The sequence below is a fragment of the Pseudomonas sp. ABFPK genome (assembly GCF_001586765.1).
GTDB classification, from domain to species: Bacteria; Pseudomonadota; Gammaproteobacteria; order Pseudomonadales; family Pseudomonadaceae; genus Aquipseudomonas; species Aquipseudomonas asiatica.
Map to the genome: position 1 here is coordinate 123,213 of NZ_LQXW01000006.1, position 20,956 is coordinate 144,168.

Consider the following 20,956-nt stretch of genomic DNA (forward strand, 5'->3'; position numbering starts at 1 on the left):
CTGAAGGTGTCAGCGGCGTTTGAGGTTCATCTTTTCCCGGCCTTCGGCCGGGGTCAGCACACGGGCGCCAAGGCGCGAAATGATTTCCACCGCGCGCTCGACCAACTGGCCGTTGCTGGCCAGCACGCCACGGTCCAGGTAAAGGTTGTCCTCCAGGCCCACCCGCACGTTGCCGCCCAGCAGCACCGCCTGTGCGGCCATCGGCATCTGCATGCGACCGATACCGAACCCGGCCCAGGTGACGTTTGGCGGCAAGTTGTCGACCATCGCCTTCATGGTGGTGGTATCGGCCGGAGCGCCCCACGGGATACCCAGGCACAGCTGGAACAGCGGGTCTTCGAGCAGGCCTTCCTTCATCATCTGCTTGGCGAACCACAGGTGGCCGGTGTCGAAGATTTCCAGTTCGGCTTTTACCCCCAGCTCGGTAATTCGCTTGGCACCGGCGCGCAGTTGTGCCGGGGTGGAGACGTAGATCGAGTTGCCGTCGCCGAAGTTGAGGGTGCCGCAGTCGAGGGTGCAGATTTCCGGCAGCAGCGCTTCGACATGGGCCAGACGCTCCAGTGGGCCGATCAGGTCGGTACCCGCGCCGAACTCCAGTGGTGTTTCACCCGGGCCGATTTCCAGGTCACCACCCATGCCCGCGGTAAGGTTGACGATGATGTCCACGTCGGCTTCGCGGATGCGCTCCATGACTTCGCGATACAGCGCCACGTCACGGCTGAAGCGGCCGGTTTGCGGGTCGCGCACATGGCAGTGGACCACGGTGGCGCCGGCTTTGGCGGCCTCTACGGCAGACTCGGCGATCTGCTTGGGGGTGACTGGAACAAGGTGGCTTTTAGAGGCGGTGTCGCCGGCGCCGGTGAGGGCGCAGGTGATGATGACGTCGTGGTTCATGGCGGGGTTCCTTGTGGTGTCTGGTGGCCTTTTCGCGGGTAAACCCGCTCCCACAGGGGACGATGTTGCCCCTGGCATGTGCATGACTTGTGGGAGCGGGTTTACCCGCGAATGGGCCGGATCAGTTGGCAGTGAGCTTGAGGTTGTCAGCAGCCGGCTTGCCATCGAAGGTGGTCACACCCTCCAGCCAGCGGGCCTTGTCCTCGGGGTGGTCCTTGAGCCACTGGCGGGCCGACTCCAGCGCATCCTTGTGGTCGAGCAGCGGCTGCATCATGCGGCTCTCGTCCTCGGCACTGAAATTCAGGTTGGCCAGCAGGCGGTGGGCGTTGGGGCAGCGTTCGGCGTAGTCCGGCGCGGTCACCGTCCACACTGTCGCGCGGCCTTCGTCAGGGCCCAGGGCGTCCTGGCTGTCGCCCAGGTAGACCATGTCGATATTCACGTTCATCGGGTGCGGTGCCCAGCCAAAGAACACCACGGCTTCGTTGCGCCGCACCGCGCGGTCGACGGCGGCGAGCATGCCGGCCTCGCTGGACTCGACCAGCTGGAACTTGCCCAGGCCGAACTGGTTCTTGGCGATCATCGCTTTGATCTGGGTGTTGGCGCCGGAACCCGGTTCGATGCCGTAGATTTTCCCGCCCAGTTCCTTTTCGAACTTGTGGATGTCGGCGAAGGTCTTCAGGCCCTTGTCGGCCAGGTACTTGGGCACCGCCAGGGTGGCGCGGGCGTCTTCCAGGCTCGGCTTGTCGAGCACCTTGACCTGTTTGGCGTCGACGAACGGTGTGATGGTCTGGGTCATGATAGGGTTCCAGTAACCCAGGAACATGTCCAGGCGCTTGTCGCGGATGCCGGCGAAGATGATCTGCTGTGAAGCGCTGGTCTGCTTGGTCTGGTAGCCAAGGCCATCGAGCAGCACCTGCGCCATGGCGCTGGTGGCGATGACGTCGGTCCAGTTGACCACGCCCAGACGGACGTTCTTGCAAGCCGCGGGCTCGGCGGCGAATAGTGGGGAAGTGGCGATGCTGCTCAGGGCAAGGGTCAACAGGCTGCGGCGGATCAAGCTGTGCATGGTGGCTCTCCATCGGCAGTGCATATTGTTATTGGGGTTCGACCTCTCTGGGTCGTATGAAGAAGCTACGCTGCTGTCAGGGTGGAAAATCGCACCCTGGCGACCAACATTTGCACGGAGGCGACCACCTTTGCCGTGGAGCATGCAATGCCGCAAATCATTCACTTCCTGTTGTTGCCCGGGTTCTCGGCCATCGGTTTCATCAGTGCCCTGGAACCACTGCGGGTGGCCAACCGCTTCAAGGGCCCGTTGTATCGCTGGCAGGTATTGAGCCTGGACGGCGGGGCGGTGCTGGCCAGCAATGGCATGTCGGTGAACGCCGATGCAGCGCTGGCGGCGGACGAGCCTGGTGGCATCCTGCTGATCGTCGCCGGTTTCGAGCCATTGGCTTGTTATGGGCCGGCGCTGCAGCAGGCGCTACGCCGCCTGGACCATGAGGGGGTGGTTCTGGGTGGCATCGATACCGGCGCGGTGGTGCTGGCCGAGGCCGGCCTGCTCGACGGCCACCGCGCCACCGTGCACTGGGAGGCGCTGGAGGCGTTCAAGGAGCGCTATCCACGCTTGCAGGTGACCCAGGAGCTGTTCGAGATCGATCGGCGTCGCATCACCTGCGCAGGCGGTACCGCGTCGATCGACCTGATGCTCGACCTGATCGGCCAGGCCCATGGCAGCGAGCTGGCGGTGCAGGTGTCCGAGCAGTTCGTGCTCGGGCGCATTCGCCAGCGCCAGGACCACCAGCGCATGCAGATCGCGAGCCGTTACGGCATCAGCAACAAGAAGCTCGTGAAGGTGATCGGAGAAATGGAGCGAAATATCGAGCAGCCGCTCAACACCCAGGTGCTGGCCGATGCAGTGCAGGTGACCCGGCGGCAACTGGAGCGCCTGTTCCGCTTGCATCTGGACGACACGCCCAGTGGCTTCTATCTGCGATTGCGACTGGACAAGGCTCGGCAGCTATTGCGCCAGACCGACATGAGTGTGCTGGAGGTGGCGGTGGCGTGCGGGTTCGAGTCGGCGTCGTATTTCACACGCAGCTACCGGGCACGGTTCGAGCGGTGTCCGCGGGAGGATCGGTTGGCCCGGGTGGTGTGACTGGTCCTCGTGAGCCATCGAGGTTCAACTCTCGCCTCCTTGGAAACTTGTTTGGTTAGACGAGGTGGGAGCCCCGATCAGTTTTTTGATCGGGGGACACATATTAAGGTTGAGCAAACCCTGGTTTGCCGTTTGCAGCACGCCAAGCCTTCACCTCGGCCACAGTTTGCTCAGGGCTATCTTTCCCTTCCTCTGGGTAAAAAAGAAGATCTGATCCAGCGGGGTGCTCTGACAGTTTCTCAAACTTCTCCACAGCGCTACGGTGAGCTTCGTCGCTAGGGTAGTCAACTAGGTAAATTTTGTTCACAAACTCCAAAAATTCTATTTCTTTAATATTGTTAATCGAATCATTCATCTTTGATCACCTTGGTGATTCAACGTCCCAGACATGTATCAGGAGCATCCGCTGCCTAAGGGGCTGAGCATGGCGCAATCGGTAGGAGGTATCGAGCGAATCGGCCAAGTTGTCTACCGAGCAGAAGCCAAACAGGGTGAAAAAGTAACTGAAATCCTTTGCGCGGCCCATGCTCTGGGCCATGCGTTCTGGCGACCAATATTTGCACGGTGGCGACCACCCTCGGCCGTGGAGCGTGCAATGCCGCCTGGTTAGAACTGATCGAGGTCAGAAAGCGCCTGGAGGCGGTTTTCGACCTGTACTCGTCGGGCCTCGAAAGCCCGGGCGTCGAGTTTCGCGCCCATGTGGTCCAGTTGCAGGGTAAGGCGCGTACGTGGGGCATCCGGGTCGGTCGAACAGCACAGGTTGAAGACGATCGCCAGCGGGCTGCCGCTGTCATCCAGGTCAAACTCGATGCGCAGGTGGGAGCTGGCCGAGGTGCTGCGCAGCAGGGCGAGGTCTGGCTGTTTCAAGCCATTAAGTATGTCGTTGGCAACCCGCTCGAACTTGAGGTTGCGACGTTGGGGCGCTGGAATCCAGCCGTTGAAGACGTCTTGAAACACAGCATCCGTGGGTACGCAGTTGATGCTTTTCGTTGTCCGCTCGATCAGTTCGACACCGCTGTTTTCCAGGCCCTGCAGAAAACGGTTGAACCAGCGCTGGCCATCCTGTTGGCGATCGTGAACCTGGTTGGCTTCCAGTTGCGCCAGGCGCAAGCAGGCATGAAGGTCTTCCCAGGGTTGGGTGGCAGGTTTGGTGGGCATGCTTCTGGCCCTCGCCGTAGGCGTAGGAAGGGGAACCTGGCGCCGCATGGCGGCGCCAGGCGCAGGTCAGATGTCCAGCGCCAGGATGTCGAACGCCTGGCTGGCCAGCTTCATCCTGACGGCTTCGCGCATGGCGTCGAAGTGGCGAACACTGAACGAGCCCTGCTGCGAGGCCCGGTATACCCTGGTGTTCGACTTGTCGATGATGCGGCCAGCGGAACCTGCGGTTTTCTCGGCCTTGTCATAGCTCAGCTGAACGCTGGTCATGTGCATGATCGGCAGGCCTTGCGGTGTCATCTCGCAAGCCGAAATCTGAATGGTGCTGGATTTGCCCGAAACGCTCACGCTGCTTTCTTCGAGCAGTTGCTGCGCCTTGGGTGTTTGCACGATCACTTCGAAGGAACGTTTTACACAGCGGCTCAGGCGGTGGCTGGCGCCGATCTGGACGGTGACGATCTGCGGCACCAGGGTGGCCAGCGTGTGGGTGTCCTTGTCGATTGCTTCCTCGACATGGGCGGCGCCGGTCAGCGTCCAGCCGAACTTGCCCAGGCCGTCGTTGTAGAAGTTGTACCACTCGCGCTGCTGGGTTTCCTTGTCGAACTTCTTGTTTGCCGACAGGTTCATCAAGCGCATGCCATCGAGCACGTCTTCGGCAACGCTGGCAGGTACATCCGGGGCAAAGATGCAGACGGTGTTGGCAACCATGACGGCGCGTTCTTCGCCTTCTTTCTTCAGGGCGGCAATGGCGCTGTTCATGTCGGTCTTGCTGATAGTAGAGGTCATGTCTTGGTTTCCGATCGAGTTCATCATCGGCACCTCGGGTGAGGCGCCGGGGACGCACTTTGGTTCGGATCGTCAAGACAGATAAGCCGAAAGCCTTTCCTGCCGAGGAACTCCCTTACTGCTGGCCGATGGACTGCAGGTACTCCGAGCGGTCATCGCTGCGTTGTGCCACGCAGGTGTTCCACGCTGCTTCGAACGCCTTGCTGCCCGGTTTCTCGGCATAGGTTTCGACCTTGCAGTCGGCATCGCGCAGTTGCGTCCACAGTTTCTCGGCCGCCTCCATACGCCCGGCCAAGGCGTCTGCCTTGTCGTCTTCGTCGGCGTACTGGTCGCGAATGCGCTGTATCAGGTCGTCATAGGCCGACTTAAGTTCACGTTCGGCCGTCTGCTTGTTGAACGCCGCGCAAGCGAATGTCTGCTGGTCGGTCTCGACGTTGTCGCACGGGGTGCTTTCTTCCTCGCCGGCCTGGGCGCCCGATACGACAGCCAGCAGTACCAGCCATGCCATTGATTTCATCCGTTTTCTCCTCAACAAGGCTGACGAATCGGCTGGATTCTCGCTCAGCCGCCGACAAGACGATAGCTCCCTGAAGAAATGTTCATGAAACGGCCGGAAATGTCGTTATCGAGACTGTCTCTCATCGCCAGACGGCGCGCCAGAGGGCGCGATGTCGCGCATTGACGCTTTCGGCAAACCCCCTGTCGTTTTTGCATCGGGGCGCCTTTGGGCACAGGCATATGCTGGCCCCAAAGCGCCGGCAATAAGGTTTGGCGCAAACCCATTCAATAAAAGGGGACAGCCTGATGAGCCCAGCCGAACTTCACGCCGACAGCATCGTCATCGACGGCCTGATCATTGCCAAGTGGAACCGCGAGCTGTTCGAAGACATGCGCAAAGGCGGGCTGACTGCGGCCAACTGCACGGTGTCGGTCTGGGAAGGCTTCAAGGCTACCGTCGACAACATCGCCGCCAGCCAGAAGCTGATCCGCGATAACAGCGACCTGGTGATGCCGGTACGCACCACCGCCGACATCCGCAAGGCCAAGGAACTGGGCAAGACCGGCATTCTCTTCGGCTTCCAGAACGCCCACGCCTTCGAAGACCAGATCGCCTACGTCGACGTGTTCAAGCAGCTGGGCGTGGGTATCGTGCAGATGTGCTACAACACCCAGAACCTGGTCGGTACCGGTTGCTACGAGCGTGATGGCGGCCTGTCGGGCTTCGGCCGCGAGATCGTTGCCGAAATGAACCGCGTCGGCATCATGTGCGACCTGTCCCACGTGGGCTCCAAGACCTCCGAAGAAGTCATCCTCGAGTCGAAAAAGCCGGTCTGCTATTCGCACTGCCTGCCTTCGGGCCTGAAAGAGCACCCGCGCAACAAGTCGGACGAAGAGCTGAAGTTCATCGCCGACCACGGCGGTTTCGTCGGCGTGACCATGTTCGCGCCGTTCCTGGCCAAGGGCATCGACTCGACCATCGACGACTACGCCGAAGCCATCGAGTACACCATGAACATCGTCGGTGAAGACGCCATCGGTATCGGTACCGACTTCACCCAGGGCCACGGCCAGGACTTCTTCGAATACCTGACCCACGACAAGGGTTACGCCCGTCGCCTGACCAACTTCGGCAAGATCATCAACCCACTGGGCATCCGCACTGTGGGCGAATTCCCCAACCTCACCGAAACCTTGCTCAAGCGCGGCCACTCCGAGCGCGTGGTGCGCAAGATCATGGGTGAGAACTGGGTCAACGTCCTCAAGGACGTGTGGGGCGAATAAGCCGCTCTCCAAGCCTGAAAGCCCCTGCCAGCAACGCCGGGGCATCCCGATAAAAAATTTTATGGAGTTGAGTTTCCATGGCCAAGATCGCCCCGCAATTGCCAATCGAAGTAGACAGCGAGACCGGTGTCTGGACCAGCGACGCCTTGCCGATGCTGTATGTGCCGCGCCATTTCTTCGTCAACAACCACATGGGCATCGAAGAAGTCCTGGGCGCCGACAAGTACGCCGAGATTCTCTACAAGGCCGGCTACAAGTCCGCCTGGCACTGGTGTGAAAAAGAGGCCGAGTGCCATGGCCTGGAAGGCGTGGCGGTGTTCGAGCACTACATGAAGCGTCTGAGCCAGCGTGGCTGGGGCCTGTTCGAAATCCAGGACATCGACCTCGACAAAGGCACCTGCAGCGTCAAGCTCAAGCACTCCGCATTCGTGTACGTCTATGGCAAGTGCGGCCGCAAGGTCGATTACATGTTCACCGGCTGGTTCGCCGGCGCCATGGACCAGATTCTCGCTGCCCGCGGCAGCTCGATCCGCACCGTGGCCGAACAGGTCTATGGCGGGTCGGAAGAAGGCCACGAAGATGGCCTGTTCGTTACAAAGCCGTTGTAAGCCGGAGATAGCGTCATGGCATTCGAAGCAATGTTCCAGCCGATCCAGATCGGCAAACTGACCATCCGCAACCGTGTGCTCAGCACCGCGCACGCTGAGGTCTACGCCACTGACGGCGGCATGACTACCGACCGCTACGTGAAGTACTACGAAGAAAAGGCCAAGGGCGGTATCGGCCTGGCGATCTGCGGCGGCTCGTCGGTAGTGGCAATCGACAGCCCGCAGGAGTGGTGGTCGTCGGTCAACCTGTCGACCGACCGCATCATTCCGCACTTCCAGAACCTGGCCGACGCCATGCACAAGCATGGCGCCAAGATCATGATCCAGATTACCCACATGGGCCGTCGCTCGCGCTGGGACGGCTTCAACTGGCCGACCCTGATGTCGCCGTCGGGTATCCGTGAACCCGTGCACCGCGCCACCTGCAAGACCATCGAGGTGGAAGAGATCTGGCGCGTGATCGGCAACTATGCGCAAGCTGCCCGCCGTGCGAAGGAAGGCGGCCTGGACGGCGTGGAACTGTCGGCCGTGCACCAGCACATGATCGACCAGTTCTGGAGCCCACGGGTCAACAAGCGTACTGACGAATGGGGCGGCACCTTCGAAGGGCGCATGAAGTTCGGCCTGGAAGTACTGAAGGCCGTGCGCGCCGAAGTCGGTGACGACTTCTGCGTGGGCATGCGTATCTGTGGCGACGAATTCCACCCCGATGGCCTCAGCCACGAGGACATGAAGCAGATCGCTGCCTACTACGACGCCACCGGCATGCTCGACTTCATCGGCGTGGTCGGCTCGGGTTGCGACACCCACAACACCCTGGCCAACGTCATCCCGAACATGAGCTACCCGCCGGAGCCGTTCCTGCACCTGGCGGCCGGCATCAAGGAAGTGGTCAAGGTACCGGTGCTGCACGCGCAGAACATCAAGGACCCGAACCAGGCTACCCGTATCCTCGAAGGTGGCTACGTGGACATGGTCGGCATGACCCGTGCGCACATGGCCGACCCGCACCTGATCGCCAAGATCAAGATGGGCCAGATCGACCAGATCAAGCAGTGCGTCGGTGCCAACTACTGCATCGACCGCCAGTACCAGGGCCTGGATGTGCTGTGCATCCAGAACGCCGCGACCTCCCGTGAATACATGGGCGTGCCGCACATCATCGAGAAGACCACCGGCGCCAAGCGCAAGGTGGTGGTGGTTGGTGCCGGCCCGGCCGGCATGGAAGCGGCCCGTGTGGCTGCCGAACGTGGCCACGATGTGACCCTGTTCGAGAAGAAGGAGCAGATTGGCGGGCAGATCACCATCGCCGCCAAGGCCCCGCAGCGTGACCAGATCGCCGGTATCACCCGTTGGTACCAGCTGGAGCTGGCACGCCTGAAGGTCGACCTGCGCCTGGGCACCGCCGCCGACGTGGCTGCCATCCAGGACCTGCGCCCGGACATCATCGTGCTGGCGGTAGGTGGGCATTCCTTCCTGGAGCAGAACGAGCACTGGGGCGCCGCCGAAGGGCTGGTAGTCAGCAGCTGGGACGTGCTCGACGGCAAGGTTGCGCCGGGCAAGAACGTGCTGGTGTACGACACCATCTGCGAGTTCACTGGCATGTCGGTGGCAGACTTCATCGCCGACAAGGGCAGCCAGGTCGAGATCGTCACCGACGATATCAAGCCAGGCGTGGCCATGGGCGGTACTACCTTCCCGACCTACTACCGCAGCATGTATCCGAAAGAAGTGATCATGACCGGCGACATGATGCTGGAAAAGGTCTACCGCGAAGGCGACAAGCTGGTGGCGGTGCTGGAAAACGAATACACCGGCGCCAAGGAAGAGCGCGTGGTCGACCAGGTGGTGGTGGAGAACGGCGTGCGTCCTGACGAGCAGCTGTACTACGCACTGAAGGAAGGTTCGCGCAACAAAGGCCAGATCGACGTGGAGGCGCTGTTCGCCATCAAGCCACAGCCGATCCTCAGCCAGCCGGGCGAAGGCTACCTGCTGTACCGCATCGGCGACTGCGTGGCCCAGCGCAACGTGCATGCGGCGATCTACGACGCCTTGCGCCTGTGCAAGGACTTCTGATCGAGAAAAATCGTCGCCACCGGGCGCGGTCCCTGTGGGAGCGGGTTCACCCGCGAAAGCGTCAGCACAAGCAACAGAGTTGTCTGATCTGACGCATTCGCGGGTAAACCCGCTCCTACAAGGGGCCAATCCCATCTTCAGAGTGGCGCAAGAATCCAGCTGTTGTGGGAGCCTCCCATGTTGAACACCCTTCTACCAATCCTGCTGTTCGCTGCCCTTGGCCTGGCAGTGCTCGGCGCCCTGCGCCGGGTGCGCATGTGGCGGCGTGGCCGGCCGTCCAAGGTCAACCTGATCGGCGGCCTGCTGGCCATGCCGCGCCGCTACCTGGTGGACCTGCACCATGTGGTCGAGCGCGACAAGTACATGTCCAAGACCCACGTGGCCACCGCTGGCGGCTTCGTGCTGTCGGCCGTACTGGCGATCCTGGTGCACGGCTTCGGCCTGCAGAGCAAGATCCTCGGCTACGCGTTGCTGGTGGCCACGGTGATCATGTTCAGCGGCGCCATCTTCGTCTTCAAGCGCCGCCTCAACCCGCCTCCGCGCCTGTCCAAGGGCCCGTGGATGCGCCTGCCGAAGAGCTTGCTGGCGTTTGCCGTTAGCTTCTTCATCGCCACCTTGCCGGTTGCCGGCATCCTGCCGGCCAACACCGGTGGCTGGGTGATGGTGGGCATTCTCGGTCTGGGCGTGCTGTGGGGCGTGTCGGAGCTGTTCTTCGGCATGACCTGGGGCGGCCCGATGAAACACGCCTTCGCCGGTGCCCTGCACCTGGCCTGGCACCGCCGCGCCGAACGCTTTGGCGGCGGCCGTTCCACCGGCCTCAAGCCGCTGGACCTGGAAGACCCGAACGCGCCGCTGGGCGTGGAAAAGCCGGTGGACTTCACCTGGAACCAGCTGCTGGGCTTCGACGCCTGCGTGCAATGTGGTAAATGCGAAGCCATGTGCCCGGCCTTTGCCGCCGGCCAGCCGCTGAACCCGAAAAAGCTCATCCAGGACATGGTCATCGGCCTGGCCGGTGGCACCGACGCGCAGTTCGCCGGCAGCCCATACCCGGGCAAACCGATCGGTGAGCATGGCGGCCACCCGCACCAGCCGATCGTCAATGGCCTGGTCGACGCCGAAACGCTATGGTCGTGCACCACTTGCCGTGCCTGCGTCGAGGAGTGCCCGATGATGATCGAGCACGTCGATGCCATCGTCGACATGCGTCGTCACCTCACCCTGGAAAAAGGCGCCACCCCGAACAAGGGCGCCGAAGTGCTGGACAACCTGATCGCTACCGACAACCCGGGCGGCTTCGCCCCTGGCGGGCGCATGAACTGGGCCGCCGACCTCAACCTGCAACTGCTGTCGGAGGTGAAAACCACCGAGGTGCTGTTCTGGGTCGGTGACGGTGCCTTCGACATGCGCAACCAGCGCACCCTGCGCTCGTTCGTCAAAGTGCTCAAGGCGTCGGGTGTGGACTTTGCCGTGCTCGGCCTGGAAGAGCGCGACAGCGGCGACGTGGCGCGCCGTCTGGGCGATGAAGCGACCTTCCAGCAACTGGCCAAACGCAATATCCAGACCCTGGCCAAGTACAAGTTCCAGCGCATCGTCACCTGCGACCCGCACAGCTTCCATGTGCTGAAGAACGAGTACGGCGCCCTGGGCGGCGACTACCAGGTGCAGCACCACAGCACCTACATCGCCGAACTGATCGCGGCCAACAAGCTCAACCTCGGCCAGCACAAGGGCGGCAGCGTCACCTACCACGACCCGTGCTACCTGGGCCGTTACAACGGTGAGTACGAAGCTCCGCGTGCCGTGCTCAAGGCCCTGGGTATCGAAGTGCGCGAGATGCAGCGCTCGGGCTTCCGTTCCCGTTGCTGCGGCGGTGGTGGCGGTGCGCCGATCACCGACATCCCTGGCAAGCAGCGTATCCCGGACATGCGCATGGACGACATCCGCGAGACCGAGGCCGAGCTGGTAGCTGTGGGTTGCCCACAGTGCACCGCCATGCTCGAAGGTGTGGTCGAACCGCGCCCGCAGATCAAGGACCTGGCCGAACTGGTTGCCGACGTGCTGATCGAAGAGGACGCGCCCTCTGCCCCAAAGCCGCAAACGGCCAAACGTGAACCTGCGGAGGTGCACTGATGAGCGACATTATCCGCCGCGACCCACGCGCCGAGTGGATCGCCCGTAACCGTCTGCACCCGCTGCATGCAGCGATGCAGACGCAGCAGACCAGCTGGATGGGGCCCAACGGCCTCATCCGCAAGAACCCCCACGCGATTGCCGCAGGCTTCATCGGCCCGGCCGGCATCAAGCGCATCGACCGCAGCGGCGCCCAGCAGGGCACCGCCGTGGGCGGGCGACGCACGGCGGCGGCCGAGGTCAAGCTGCCGCTGCACCAGGTGCCGGCGCCGGCGTTCTACATCGCCGTGGTGCCGGACATGGTCGGTGGCCGCCTGAGCAGCCACGACCGCGACCTGCTCGGCCTGGCCCACAGCCTGGCCGGCAGCGACGGTGCGGTGCTGGCAGTGGTGTTTGGCGAGCACAAGGAAAGCAACTTTTCCACAGCCGGGGTCGACCGCCTGCTGGTCATCGAAGGCGAGGCTTTCGAAGGTTATGCTCCGGAGCAACTGGTACAAGGCCTGCGGGCTGTGGATAACCAGTTCACCCCGCGCCACTGGCTGCTGCCCGACAGCCGCACCGGTGGTGGCGAACTGGGCCGGCGCCTGGGCGCGGCACTGGGCGAGCGCCCGGCAACGCGGGTATGGCAGGTCAAGGACGGCCATTGCATCGGCCGTGCCGGTGCCGGCCAGCAAGACCTGCAGCGCGCCGTACCACGCTTGATCCTGGCGGCGGCCGAGTGCGCCGAGCCGGTCAGCGAAACCCGTCACGAAGCGCTGCCGGTGGAGTTGTCCACAAGCGTGGCGCGCAGCCTGTCGCGCATCGAAGACCTCGGCTCGGTGGCCGTGGACCCGGCCACCATTGCCATGGCTGAAGCCGAGTTCATCGTCTCGGGCGGCAACGGGGTCAAAGACTGGGACCTGTATCACAAGGCCACCGCGGCCCTTGGCGCCACTGAAGGCGCCTCGCGGGTGGCGGTGGACGACGGCTTCATGCCGCGCAACCGCCAGGTGGGTGCCACCGGTACCTGGGTTACCGCGCGGGTATACGTGGCTGTGGGTATCTCGGGCGCGATCCAGCACCTTCAGGGCATCGGCGCCTGCGACAAGGTGGTGGCGATCAACATGGACCCGGGCTGCGACATGATCAAACGGGCCGACCTGTCGGTAATTGGCGACAGTTCGGCGATTCTCCAGGCACTGATCGAGGCTGTGGACAACTACCGCAGCGGCGGCCAGCGCGACGCGGCATAAGGGCACAAGCATGAGTACGAAAGTGATCAGCCTGGTTTCCATCGGTGCCCACCCCAGCTCCGGCCGCGCTCGCCGCGCCGAGCAGGATGCGCGCGCCGTGGAGCTGGGTTTGCAGCTGGCTGGGGATAACTTGCAGGTGGTGCATGCCGGCGACCCACGGGAGGAGGCGCTGCGCGCCTACCTGGGGATGGGCCTGGACCATCTGGATGTACTGGAGCAGCCGGCCGGTGCCGACGTGCTGGGCGTGCTCGGGGATTACCTGCGCGATGCCGGGGCACAGCTGGTGCTGACCGGCAGCCAGGCCGAGACCGGAGAAGGGTCGGGCATGTTGCCGTTCCTGTTGGCCGAAAAGCTCGGCTGGCCGCTGATCGTGGGGTTGGCTGAAGTGGAGTCGATCGACAACGGCACCGCCCAGGTATTGCAGGCGCTGCCTCGTGGTCAGCGGCGTCGGTTGAAGGTGCGCCTGCCGTTGCTGGCGACTGTGGATAACGCTGCGCCCAAGCCGCGCCAGAGCGCTTTCGGGCCGGCGCGTCGGGGTGTGTTGGCGGCACGCAACGTGGCTATCGTCGAGGACGAACTGCTGGCCGAAGCCGAACTGCAGCCAGCCCGCCCACGGCCCAAGCGGCTTAAGGTGATCAAGGCCAAGAGCGGTGCCGACCGGATGAAGGCAGCGACGGCCAAGGCCAGTGGCGGCGGTGGCAAGGTGTTGAAGGACGTTTCTCCACAGGAAGGCGCCGAGGCCATTCTCAAGCTGCTGGTGGAAGAGGGCGTGCTGCGCTAGAGCCTCACGCGGTCCCGGTGTAGGAGCGGCCTTGTGTCGCGATGGGCTGCGCAGCAGCCCCAGCAATCTTGACTCGTAGTCGAGATCCTGGGGCCGCGCTGCGGCCCATCGCGACACAAGGCCGCTCCTACATTCCATACACAGCCTCGATCGGTCGCTTTTGCCCACCAAATCTGTTCGCCAAGGTGTGGATAAAGTGTTGGCGCATGGCCGCAGCCCTTGTATGACGTGGCCTCCAAGCTTTTGATCAAAAAGCGATCAATCTTATCCCTGCCTTCGCATGCCAAGCACGGCAGCACCCTCCTGATTTTGCCCACAATCGCTGTTAGCCGGTCTGTGGATAATCTGTTCGGTATCTCCTGTAAGCGGCGTAGTAAAAGGCTTTGACAGATTTGTTCAAAAATTGATCAACCCCGCCTGAATCCTACGCGATGCCTGAAAATCAAGCCTTTAAGGCACTTATCAACAGGGCGATTGCAGAAAATTCATCGGTTGCCCACAAACTCTGTTGGTGTCTCTGTGGACAAGGTGTATGAAGTCCGCTGTAGCCCAATAGAAATGCGGCTTTGGCTGATGTGATCAAATAATGACCAGGTGCCTGACTGACATTTTTGTCAGTACACAGACACACGATTAATAGTTACCGTGCCCGCAAGAGCGCAAAATTGTGGATAAGTCATGGCGACATTCTTGTTGAATACTGATCAGCAGCATTCTGTATTGGGTCGGTCTCCCTTCGACCCGCAGGCCTATTCACCCTACGGTTTCATGCAAGCTGGCTTAGAACCAGTTCTGGGTTTTTGTGGCCTACCTCGGAGTTCTTTGACAGGTCAATACTTGTGCGGAAATGGACATCGCTCCTATAGCCCGGTCCTTATGCGTTTTTTGAGCGCTGACAGATGCAGCCCGTTCGACGAAGGTGGATTGAATACCTACGCCTACTGCAGCGGTGATCCAATCAACAGGATCGATCTGGACGGACAGAGTTGGCGGACTTTCTTTGGGGCGGGGTCAAGTGCAGTTACCGCCATCGGCGCGATTGTGAGAACTGCAAGAAACGAGGCATTACGGCTTCAACACCGGCACCGCACTTCTCGAGGCCTGCCCTCCACCTACGCCGAACCGTCGCTGTCGAGCCGCATTGGCAACACTGCGTTTGCTGCAACTGGTGCAGCAGGAGTTGTAGCCAACGTGCTGTCGAGTGCCGAGAGCGGTTGGGCAGAAGGTTCATTGATACCACTCAGCACTAAATTCGGCTTGGCCAATACCGGAGGTAACATTGCGGGGGGCGTTACGTCCAATTTTAATGCTGCGCGGGAGACCTGGGCATTGATGGGACAGCCAGGCATACCGTCGAGCAGCGTCGTATTTGGTACGTTCGTGGAGGTGATTGGCCTCAGGATGGCGGGCGAGGCGGTGAGATTCGTTGGTCGCAAGAGCTGGGAGCTGGCAGACAGAATCGCCCATACGGCTCAGGGCGCTTATCAAGCTTGGCGACAGTGGGGGAGGGGCACGACTCGGTCTGAAACCGAAATGCGTGATGTGCGCAGGCCCTGACGCCTCCTGGCACGTGTGATAACGCGCCAGGAGGTGGGGCGAGTTACTGCTCCTGAACCTCTTTCAGATACGGCGCCGGCTCCGCTCCCAGGTTGTTCAGCAGCCGCTGGCTGTACCAGTCAATGAAGTTGACCACGCCAAACTCGTAGGTCTTCGAGTATGGCCCAGGCTGGTACGCAGTGGAGTTGATACCACGCTGGTTCTCTTCGGCCAGGCGGCGGTCCTGATCGTTGGTCGCGTCCCAGACCTTGCGCATCTGCTCAGGGTCGTAGTCCACGCCTTCCACGGCATCCTTGTGCACCAGCCACTTGGTGGTGACCATGGTTTCCTGAGCGCTGATCGGCCACACGGTGAACACGATCATGTGGTCGCCCATGCAGTGGTTCCAGGAGTGTGGCAGGTGCAGGATGCGCATCGAGCCCAGGTCCGGGTTCTTGATGCGGCCCATCAGCTTCTTGCACGCCTGCTTGCCATCCATGGTCATCGACACGGTCCCCTTGAGCAGCGGCATGCGCACGATACGGTTACGCAGGCCATGGCTCTTGTGCAGGTACGGGATCTTCTCGGCTTCCCAGGCAGCGGCGGAGGCGGCTACGTGGTCCTTGAAGGCCTGGTCGGCGCGAGGGTCGTTGGTGTCATCCCACTCCAGCAGGGTTTTCAGCAGCTCAGGGTGCGACCCATTGCAGTGGTAGCACTCGCGGTTGTTTTCCAGCACCAGTTTCCAGTTGGCCTTTTCCATCAAGGTGGTTTGTACCGCCACCTTGGTGTTCTCCATGTCGTACGGTTCCATGTAGTGGTCCAGGGTGGCCAGGAACTCGTCGATGGCGGGCGGGTTTTCCGCCAGGCTGATGAAGATGTAGCCGCCAGCGACCTTCACGTTCACCGGCTTCAGGCCATACTGGTTCATGTCGAAGTCGGCGCCCATTTCAGTGCCGGCGAACAGCAAGCGGCCGTCCAGCTCGTAGGTCCACTGGTGGTAAGGGCAGACCAGCTTGGCCACCTTGCCTTTTTCGCTGGTGCACAGACGCGAGCCGCGGTGGCGGCAGACGTTATGGAAGGCATGCACCTTACCCTCGGCACCACGGATCACGATGATCGGGTTCTTGCCGATCTGCAGGGTCAGGAAGTTGCCCTTTGTCGGGATCTCGCTTACCAGCCCCGCGATCAGCCACTCCTTGTGGAAGATCTCCTGCATGTCGATCTGGAACAGACGCTCGTCGGTGTAAAAAGGCTGGGGCAGCGAGTAGGTGCGCTCGCGGGTCTGCAGCATCTCGGCGGTGGCCTTGCGTGCAGGTTCCAGTGGATCGCCCAGGCTCAGGGTTGCGGTGACGTCCATCGTGTATTCCTCGGGGCCGTGTGCGGCCGGCAAAAGGTGGCTAATCGTTGTTGTGGTGCCGCAAGGCTGCTCATCAGAAACAGCTAGTTGTTTTGCCGTGGAGTGTGCGTCCGAAGGCGTCATGAACCGTATCCATGGGCGACATGGCCGATTTGAATTACGACGCGCCAGCCCTTGCAGTGCGGGGCTGGTCGCGATAAGCACGCCGATGTCGCTGGCAGGAATGTACGTCGTCTTCAGCTTGCGCATTATCCAAGCCATAAAACGGCCAATAGTCGGCTGCTGGAGATGAACATGTCCGATACCTTCCTCAATCCGGTCACTACCCAGACCTGGGCCAACGGCCGCCACATCGTGCGCTGCGTCAAGGTCATCCAGGAGACCTGGGACGTGCGCACCTTCTGCTTCATGGCCGATCAACCGATCATGTTCTTCTTCAAGCCGGGGCAGTTCGTCACCCTGGAGCTGGAGATCGAAGGGAAGCCGGTGATGCGCTCCTACACCATCTCCAGTTCACCCTCGGTGCCGTACAGCTTCTCGATCACGGTCAAGCGCGTACCGGGCGGCCTGGTGTCCAACTTCCTCCACGACACCATGCACGAAGGCGCCGAGCTGCCGGTGCACGGCCCGGTGGGGCTGTTCAACGCCATCGATTTCCCGGCGCAGAAGGTGCTGTACCTCTCGGGCGGTGTCGGGATCACCCCGGTCATGTCGATGGCGCGCTGGTTCTACGACACCAACGGCAATGTCGACATGGTGTTCGTGCACAGCGCCCGTTCGCCGAAGGACATCATCTACCACCGCGAGTTGGAGCAGATGGCCTCGCGCATCCCCAATTTCAGCCTGCACATCATTTGTGAAAAGCATGGCCTGGGTGAGCCGTGGGCGGGTTATCGCGGTTACCTCAACCAGCGCCTGATGGAGCTGATCGCGCCGGACTACATGGACCGTGTGGTGTTCTGCTGCGGCCCGACGCCATACATGACTGCGGTCAAGCGCATGCTCGAAGCGGTCGGCTTCGACATGAAGAACTATCACGAGGAATCGTTCGGTGCGACGCCGCCTGAGGCCAAGGCCGATGCGGTGGAGCATGCCGAGCAGGCTGCCGACGCGCCGGAACTGGATGCGGCCGACCTCAACCTGGTGGAGTTCATCGGCAGCGAGAAGAGCATCCGCATCGCCCCGGGCGAGACCGTGCACGCGGCGGCGGCCAAGGTTGGCCTGATGATCCCGAAAGCCTGCGGTATGGGCATTTGCGGCACCTGCAAGGTGCTCAAGCTGGGCGGCGAAGTGGAGATGGAGCACAACGGCGGCATTACCGAAGAGGACGAAGCCGAGGGCTACATCCTGTCGTGCTGCAGTGTGCCGAAAGGAGATGTGCGGATCGATTACTGATCCGGTGTTCCCAGGGCCGCAAAGCGGCCCTGTTGTGTTTCACAACTGGTATTTCCGACAGTTCCAGATTACCCGAGGTACCAAATAGAATTGCCTCAGTCCTCTTTGAGTATTGAGCATGAACCGTTGCCATTTGCTAGTTGTGGATATGAGCGGTTCAGTGTTTTACGGCAGCCACTGCAGAACACACGGCGCATATGACCCCTATGGTGCACATCCAGGCAATGCTGCTTGGGTACTCGCATTTAATGGCGAGCGCCGAGATAACCTCACAGGCTTTTATCTGCTCGGCAATGGCAGAAGAGCATATAGCTCCGCATCAAGGCGATTCTTGTCTGCAGACCAGCTAAGCCCATTTTCCAAGGGGGGTATCAATGCTTATGCCTATTGCTTGGGAGATCCGGTTAACAGGCAAGATCCGAGCGGAGCATTCAGCATTCTCTCGTTTCTCAAAAGCGCGATATGGCTAGGCTCGCGGATTAAAGCAGCTTGGGCTCGTCCAGCTAGATTGAAGGTGTTGGCTGAAGCGGCTAAGTGGACGGCCGGTATCGGAGGCAGCCTGGCTTTTTACGGAGTACCTGGTGGTAAAGAGTTGGCGACTGCTGGGAGTATTGTGAAGGTCGGGTTAAAAGGACTTTCGGTCGGCAGGTCGCTGAAGAAACAGGTTGAGAATAGTTCTGGGCCTCTCATGATGGATTTGGCTGGGGCTGATTTTTCGCCCTTCGTTGGCCCTACCACCGCCAGCGAGTCTCCAAGCCCCTTGGAGCTTGCTGAACAGATCAGGGCTGTATCTCGTCCAACCCATTCAAGTCCAAGGCAAGGCGTGACAATTCTGCAATCACCGCACGGGCCTGTCGCGCCCCGGTAGCACTCTGCACCGACAGGTCAATGATGTTCGCCAGGTTGCGTCCACTTTCCGCGCCACTTCTTCCACAGCGCTGATCATCTCTATGAGGGTGCTGGCCGCCTGTTCGATTTCGTTGTTCTGCTGCTGGCCGCGGGCGCTTTCGTCTGTCCTTTTCCTGACCGGCGGTTGACCCAGGTCGGAACAAGGGGCCGGCTACCCTGTCAATCTGCGGGTTAGACACTTTGTGAATCCGATATTTAATGGCGATGGGCCGCACTTTTCTTTATCGTGTGCGCCCCTCGCAACAACCTGAGATAGACCCATGCTGGAAGCTTCCCTGAATCAAATCGAGCAACTGGTCAGCGACCTGATGCAGAAGAACGCTCAACTCACCGAGCAGAACGCCGCCCTCGGTCAGGAACTGGCCCAGGCCAAGGAAGAGAACGAAACCCTGCAGCTGTCGCTGATGGAGCAGGAAGAGAAGAACGGCAGCACTGCTGCACGCCTGCAGGCCCTGCTCGAGCGCGCCAACGCCGGCGTCGTAGGCGCATGACACTTCGAGCGCAGCCGATCAATGTCGTGTCGATCCTCGGCAACGACTATTCGATCAAGGCGCCTGAAGGCCAGGAAGCGACCCTGGCCCAGGCGGTGCAGATGCTCAACACCGCCCTGGCCCAGACCAAGCGTCAGTACCCGACCCTGATCGGCGACAAGCTGCTGGTGCTGGCCGCGCTGAACCTGTGTTCGCGGCAGATCGAGCTGCAGGATGAGCACCGCAAGACGCTGGAGCGTACCCAGGCGCAGATCGATGCCACGGTGGATGCCATCGTGCGGACCATAGCCGAACAATAAGGCCTTACATCGTCCTCTGTGGGAGCGGATTCACCCGCGAATGCGTCAGTGTATTCAGCATCGCATTCGCGGGTAAACCCGCTCCCACAGGGTATCTGATTGCTTCAGGTCACTGGATTAACTGGATACGCAAGTGTATACACTTTCCGCAAAACAATAATTATGCGGGGAGTAGGGCATGCGTATCTGGCGTAAAAGCATCCAGTGGCAGTTGATCTCCAGCATGGGCGCAGCCCTGCTGGCGAGCATCCTGGTGGTGGTCATCATTTTCACGGTGGCGCTAAACCGTCTCACCGAACGCTATCTGGTCGATACCGCGCTGCCCGCCAGCATCGAGGCCATCCGCAACGACATCGAGCGCATGCTCGGACAGCCGCTGGTGGCGGCGGCGGATATTGCCGGCAACACCCTGCTGCGCGACTGGCTTGCCGCCGGTGAAGACCCCGCCCATGCCGCTCCATTCATCGAATACCTGACCGCCGCCAAGCAGCGCAACCAGGCCTTCACCACCTTGTTCGTCTCGACCGACACCGGCCACTACTACAACGAGAATGGCCTGGACCGTACCCTCAGCCGAAGCAATCCCAAGGACAAATGGTTCTACGGCTACATCGACAGCGGTGCCGAACGCCTGATCAACATCGACATCGACGGTGCCACCGGCGAGCTCGCGCTGTTCATCGATTATCGCGTGGAAAAGAATGGCCAACTGGTCGGTGTGGCCGGTATGGGCCTGCGCATGACCGAACTGTCGAAGCTGATCCATGACTTCAAATTTGGCGAGCACGGCAAGGTGTTCCTGGTGCGTAACGATGGCCTGATCCAGGTTCATCCGGACGCTGCCTTCAGCGGCAAACGCCAGCTCACCGAACAGCTCGGCGCGGATGCCGCCAAGGTGCTGATGACCGGCGGCGAAGGCCTGCGCAGCAGCCGCTTCAGCCGTGACGGCGAAAGCTACCTGGCGCTCGGCCTGCCCCTGCGCGACCTCAACTGGACCCTGGTGGCCGAGGTGCCGGAGGAGGAAATCTACGCGCCAATGCACCAGGCGGTATGGCTGACCAGCCTGATCGGTGGTGCCGTGGCCCTGGTGTCGCTGTTGCTGGTGGTGCTGCTGGCGCGTGGCCTGGTGCGGCCGATCCGCCGCGTCACAGCGGCGTTGGTGCAGATTGGCAGTGGCGCGGGTGACCTGAGCCATCGGCTGGACGATTCACGCCAGGACGAACTGGGTGACCTGGCGCGTGGCTTCAACCGCTTCCTCGACAGCCAGCGCCGGTTGATCGGCGAGGTATTGCACACTTCCGAGCGGCTGCACCTGGCGGTCGAGCAGGTGACACAGGTGGTGGACAACACCGCCGAGCGTTCCGGGC

At 61.5% G+C, this 20,956-nt stretch carries 19 protein-coding genes and 1 pseudogene; 13 read left to right on the top strand and 7 right to left on the bottom strand.

Annotation, left to right across the window (positions count from 1 at the left end; translation table 11 throughout):
* Window positions 1–9: 9 nt before the first annotated feature.
* Both WM94_RS06205 and choX read right to left on the bottom strand, forming a co-directional pair.
* Window positions 10–894, bottom strand: a complete 885-nt coding sequence (locus WM94_RS06205) for a 3-keto-5-aminohexanoate cleavage protein (RefSeq protein ID WP_024088001.1) — start codon at window positions 892–894, stop codon at window positions 10–12.
* 121 nt (window positions 895–1,015) lie between these two features.
* Window positions 1,016–1,960: a choline ABC transporter substrate-binding protein gene (choX, locus tag WM94_RS06210; RefSeq protein ID WP_015268643.1), complete on the bottom strand. Its 945-nt coding sequence runs from the start codon at window positions 1,958–1,960 to the stop codon at window positions 1,016–1,018.
* 147 nt (window positions 1,961–2,107) lie between these two features.
* On the opposite strand from choX, the gene WM94_RS06215 reads away from it, so the two are divergent.
* Entirely contained in the window at window positions 2,108–3,052 is a 945-nt protein-coding gene (locus WM94_RS06215) for a GlxA family transcriptional regulator (protein ID WP_061550707.1), read from the top strand.
* Window positions 3,053–3,155: 103 nt separating this feature from the next.
* On the opposite strand, the gene WM94_RS06220 is transcribed toward WM94_RS06215, so the two are convergent.
* From WM94_RS06220 to WM94_RS06235, 4 genes are all read right to left on the bottom strand, one after another.
* Window positions 3,156–3,407 carry a bacteriocin immunity protein gene (locus WM94_RS06220; RefSeq protein WP_061550708.1) on the bottom strand — a complete coding sequence of 84 codons (252 nt, stop codon included), beginning with the start codon at window positions 3,405–3,407 and terminating at the stop codon, window positions 3,156–3,158.
* 251 nt (window positions 3,408–3,658) lie between these two features.
* Complete coding sequence (locus tag WM94_RS06225) at window positions 3,659–4,210, bottom strand: hypothetical protein (RefSeq protein WP_061550709.1); 552 nt, start codon at window positions 4,208–4,210, stop codon at window positions 3,659–3,661.
* A gap of 66 nt (window positions 4,211–4,276) precedes the next feature.
* On the bottom strand, window positions 4,277–4,993 hold the full coding sequence (locus WM94_RS06230; protein ID WP_080958440.1) for a hypothetical protein: 717 nt from the start codon (window positions 4,991–4,993) through the stop codon (window positions 4,277–4,279).
* Window positions 4,994–5,108: 115 nt separating this feature from the next.
* Window positions 5,109–5,510: a lysozyme inhibitor LprI family protein gene (locus WM94_RS06235; RefSeq protein WP_061550710.1), complete on the bottom strand. Its 402-nt coding sequence runs from the start codon at window positions 5,508–5,510 to the stop codon at window positions 5,109–5,111.
* Between the two features lie 287 nt (window positions 5,511–5,797).
* Between WM94_RS06235 and WM94_RS06240 the strand changes: the two genes are divergently transcribed.
* The 7 genes from WM94_RS06240 to WM94_RS28770 all read left to right on the top strand — a co-directional run bounded on the left by WM94_RS06240 (window position 5,798) and on the right by WM94_RS28770 (window position 15,159).
* A complete protein-coding gene (locus WM94_RS06240) occupies window positions 5,798–6,775 on the top strand; it encodes a dipeptidase (protein ID WP_003257506.1) in 978 nt (325 codons plus the stop codon).
* 77 nt (window positions 6,776–6,852) lie between these two features.
* Window positions 6,853–7,383 (top strand): DUF5943 domain-containing protein, encoded by a 531-nt coding sequence (locus WM94_RS06245; RefSeq protein ID WP_013970507.1) that lies wholly within the window; start codon window positions 6,853–6,855, stop codon window positions 7,381–7,383.
* 15 nt (window positions 7,384–7,398) lie between these two features.
* On the top strand, window positions 7,399–9,459 hold the full coding sequence (dgcA, locus tag WM94_RS06250) for a dimethylglycine demethylation protein DgcA (protein ID WP_013970508.1): 2,061 nt from the start codon (window positions 7,399–7,401) through the stop codon (window positions 9,457–9,459).
* A 177-nt stretch (window positions 9,460–9,636) separates the two neighbouring features.
* Window positions 9,637–11,589, top strand: a complete 1,953-nt coding sequence (gene dgcB, locus WM94_RS06255) for a dimethylglycine demethylation protein DgcB (RefSeq protein WP_061550711.1) — start codon at window positions 9,637–9,639, stop codon at window positions 11,587–11,589.
* The gene (locus tag WM94_RS06260) at window positions 11,589–12,821 is read left to right on the top strand and encodes an electron transfer flavoprotein subunit alpha/FixB family protein (protein WP_061550712.1); all 1,233 of its coding nucleotides are present in this window, start codon (window positions 11,589–11,591) and stop codon (window positions 12,819–12,821) included. Before dgcB ends, WM94_RS06260 begins: the two co-directional genes overlap by 1 nt.
* Window positions 12,822–12,831: 10 nt before the next feature.
* Window positions 12,832–13,602 (top strand): electron transfer flavoprotein subunit beta, encoded by a 771-nt coding sequence (locus WM94_RS06265; RefSeq protein ID WP_003257512.1) that lies wholly within the window; start codon window positions 12,832–12,834, stop codon window positions 13,600–13,602.
* 678 nt (window positions 13,603–14,280) lie between these two features.
* A complete protein-coding gene (locus tag WM94_RS28770; protein WP_082810505.1) occupies window positions 14,281–15,159 on the top strand; it encodes an RHS repeat-associated core domain-containing protein in 879 nt (292 codons plus the stop codon).
* Between the two features lie 43 nt (window positions 15,160–15,202).
* On the opposite strand, the gene gbcA is transcribed toward WM94_RS28770, so the two are convergent.
* The gene (gene gbcA / locus WM94_RS06275; protein ID WP_061550714.1) at window positions 15,203–16,495 is read right to left on the bottom strand and encodes a glycine-betaine demethylase subunit GbcA; all 1,293 of its coding nucleotides are present in this window, start codon (window positions 16,493–16,495) and stop codon (window positions 15,203–15,205) included.
* A gap of 294 nt (window positions 16,496–16,789) precedes the next feature.
* On the opposite strand from gbcA, the gene gbcB reads away from it, so the two are divergent.
* The 5 genes and pseudogenes from gbcB to WM94_RS31075 all read left to right on the top strand — a co-directional run.
* Window positions 16,790–17,890, top strand: a complete 1,101-nt coding sequence (gene gbcB / locus WM94_RS06280) for a glycine-betaine demethylase subunit GbcB (RefSeq protein ID WP_015268654.1) — start codon at window positions 16,790–16,792, stop codon at window positions 17,888–17,890.
* Between the two features lie 118 nt (window positions 17,891–18,008).
* Window positions 18,009–18,758 carry an RHS repeat-associated core domain-containing protein gene (locus WM94_RS31070; protein ID WP_206605078.1) on the top strand — a complete coding sequence of 250 codons (750 nt, stop codon included), beginning with the start codon at window positions 18,009–18,011 and terminating at the stop codon, window positions 18,756–18,758.
* A gap of 301 nt (window positions 18,759–19,059) precedes the next feature.
* Window positions 19,060–19,290 carry a hypothetical protein gene (locus WM94_RS06285; RefSeq protein ID WP_003257514.1) on the top strand — a complete coding sequence of 77 codons (231 nt, stop codon included), beginning with the start codon at window positions 19,060–19,062 and terminating at the stop codon, window positions 19,288–19,290.
* A complete protein-coding gene (locus WM94_RS06290) occupies window positions 19,287–19,589 on the top strand; it encodes a cell division protein ZapA (RefSeq protein WP_003257516.1) in 303 nt (100 codons plus the stop codon). The genes WM94_RS06285 and WM94_RS06290 overlap by 4 nt, the downstream gene beginning before the upstream one ends.
* Before the next feature lie 223 nt (window positions 19,590–19,812).
* Window positions 19,813–20,841: pseudogene (locus WM94_RS31075) on the top strand (cache domain-containing protein); the annotation flags it as partial.
* Window positions 20,842–20,956: the final 115 nt, after the last annotated feature.

Coding starts and splice junctions, on each gene's coding strand:
- WM94_RS06235 (WP_061550710.1), bottom strand. CDS start 5,510: ATGAAATCAATGGCATGGCTGGTACTGCTGGCTGTCGTATCGGGCGCC.
- WM94_RS06220 (WP_061550708.1), bottom strand. CDS start 3,407: ATGAATGATTCGATTAACAATATTAAAGAAATAGAATTTTTGGAGTTT.
- WM94_RS06215 (WP_061550707.1), top strand. CDS start 2,108: ATGCCGCAAATCATTCACTTCCTGTTGTTGCCCGGGTTCTCGGCCATC.
- WM94_RS06285 (WP_003257514.1), top strand. CDS start 19,060: ATGCTGGAAGCTTCCCTGAATCAAATCGAGCAACTGGTCAGCGACCTG.
- WM94_RS06205 (WP_024088001.1), bottom strand. CDS start 894: ATGAACCACGACGTCATCATCACCTGCGCCCTCACCGGCGCCGGCGAC.
- WM94_RS06230 (WP_080958440.1), bottom strand. CDS start 4,993: ATGACCTCTACTATCAGCAAGACCGACATGAACAGCGCCATTGCCGCC.
- gbcA (WP_061550714.1), bottom strand. CDS start 16,495: ATGGACGTCACCGCAACCCTGAGCCTGGGCGATCCACTGGAACCTGCA.
- WM94_RS06260 (WP_061550712.1), top strand. CDS start 11,589: ATGAGCGACATTATCCGCCGCGACCCACGCGCCGAGTGGATCGCCCGT.
- WM94_RS06245 (WP_013970507.1), top strand. CDS start 6,853: ATGGCCAAGATCGCCCCGCAATTGCCAATCGAAGTAGACAGCGAGACC.
- choX (WP_015268643.1), bottom strand. CDS start 1,960: ATGCACAGCTTGATCCGCCGCAGCCTGTTGACCCTTGCCCTGAGCAGC.
- gbcB (WP_015268654.1), top strand. CDS start 16,790: ATGTCCGATACCTTCCTCAATCCGGTCACTACCCAGACCTGGGCCAAC.
- WM94_RS06240 (WP_003257506.1), top strand. CDS start 5,798: ATGAGCCCAGCCGAACTTCACGCCGACAGCATCGTCATCGACGGCCTG.
- WM94_RS28770 (WP_082810505.1), top strand. CDS start 14,281: ATGGCGACATTCTTGTTGAATACTGATCAGCAGCATTCTGTATTGGGT.
- WM94_RS06225 (WP_061550709.1), bottom strand. CDS start 4,210: ATGCCCACCAAACCTGCCACCCAACCCTGGGAAGACCTTCATGCCTGC.
- WM94_RS06265 (WP_003257512.1), top strand. CDS start 12,832: ATGAGTACGAAAGTGATCAGCCTGGTTTCCATCGGTGCCCACCCCAGC.
- WM94_RS06290 (WP_003257516.1), top strand. CDS start 19,287: ATGACACTTCGAGCGCAGCCGATCAATGTCGTGTCGATCCTCGGCAAC.
- dgcA (WP_013970508.1), top strand. CDS start 7,399: ATGGCATTCGAAGCAATGTTCCAGCCGATCCAGATCGGCAAACTGACC.
- WM94_RS31070 (WP_206605078.1), top strand. CDS start 18,009: ATGAACCGTTGCCATTTGCTAGTTGTGGATATGAGCGGTTCAGTGTTT.
- dgcB (WP_061550711.1), top strand. CDS start 9,637: ATGTTGAACACCCTTCTACCAATCCTGCTGTTCGCTGCCCTTGGCCTG.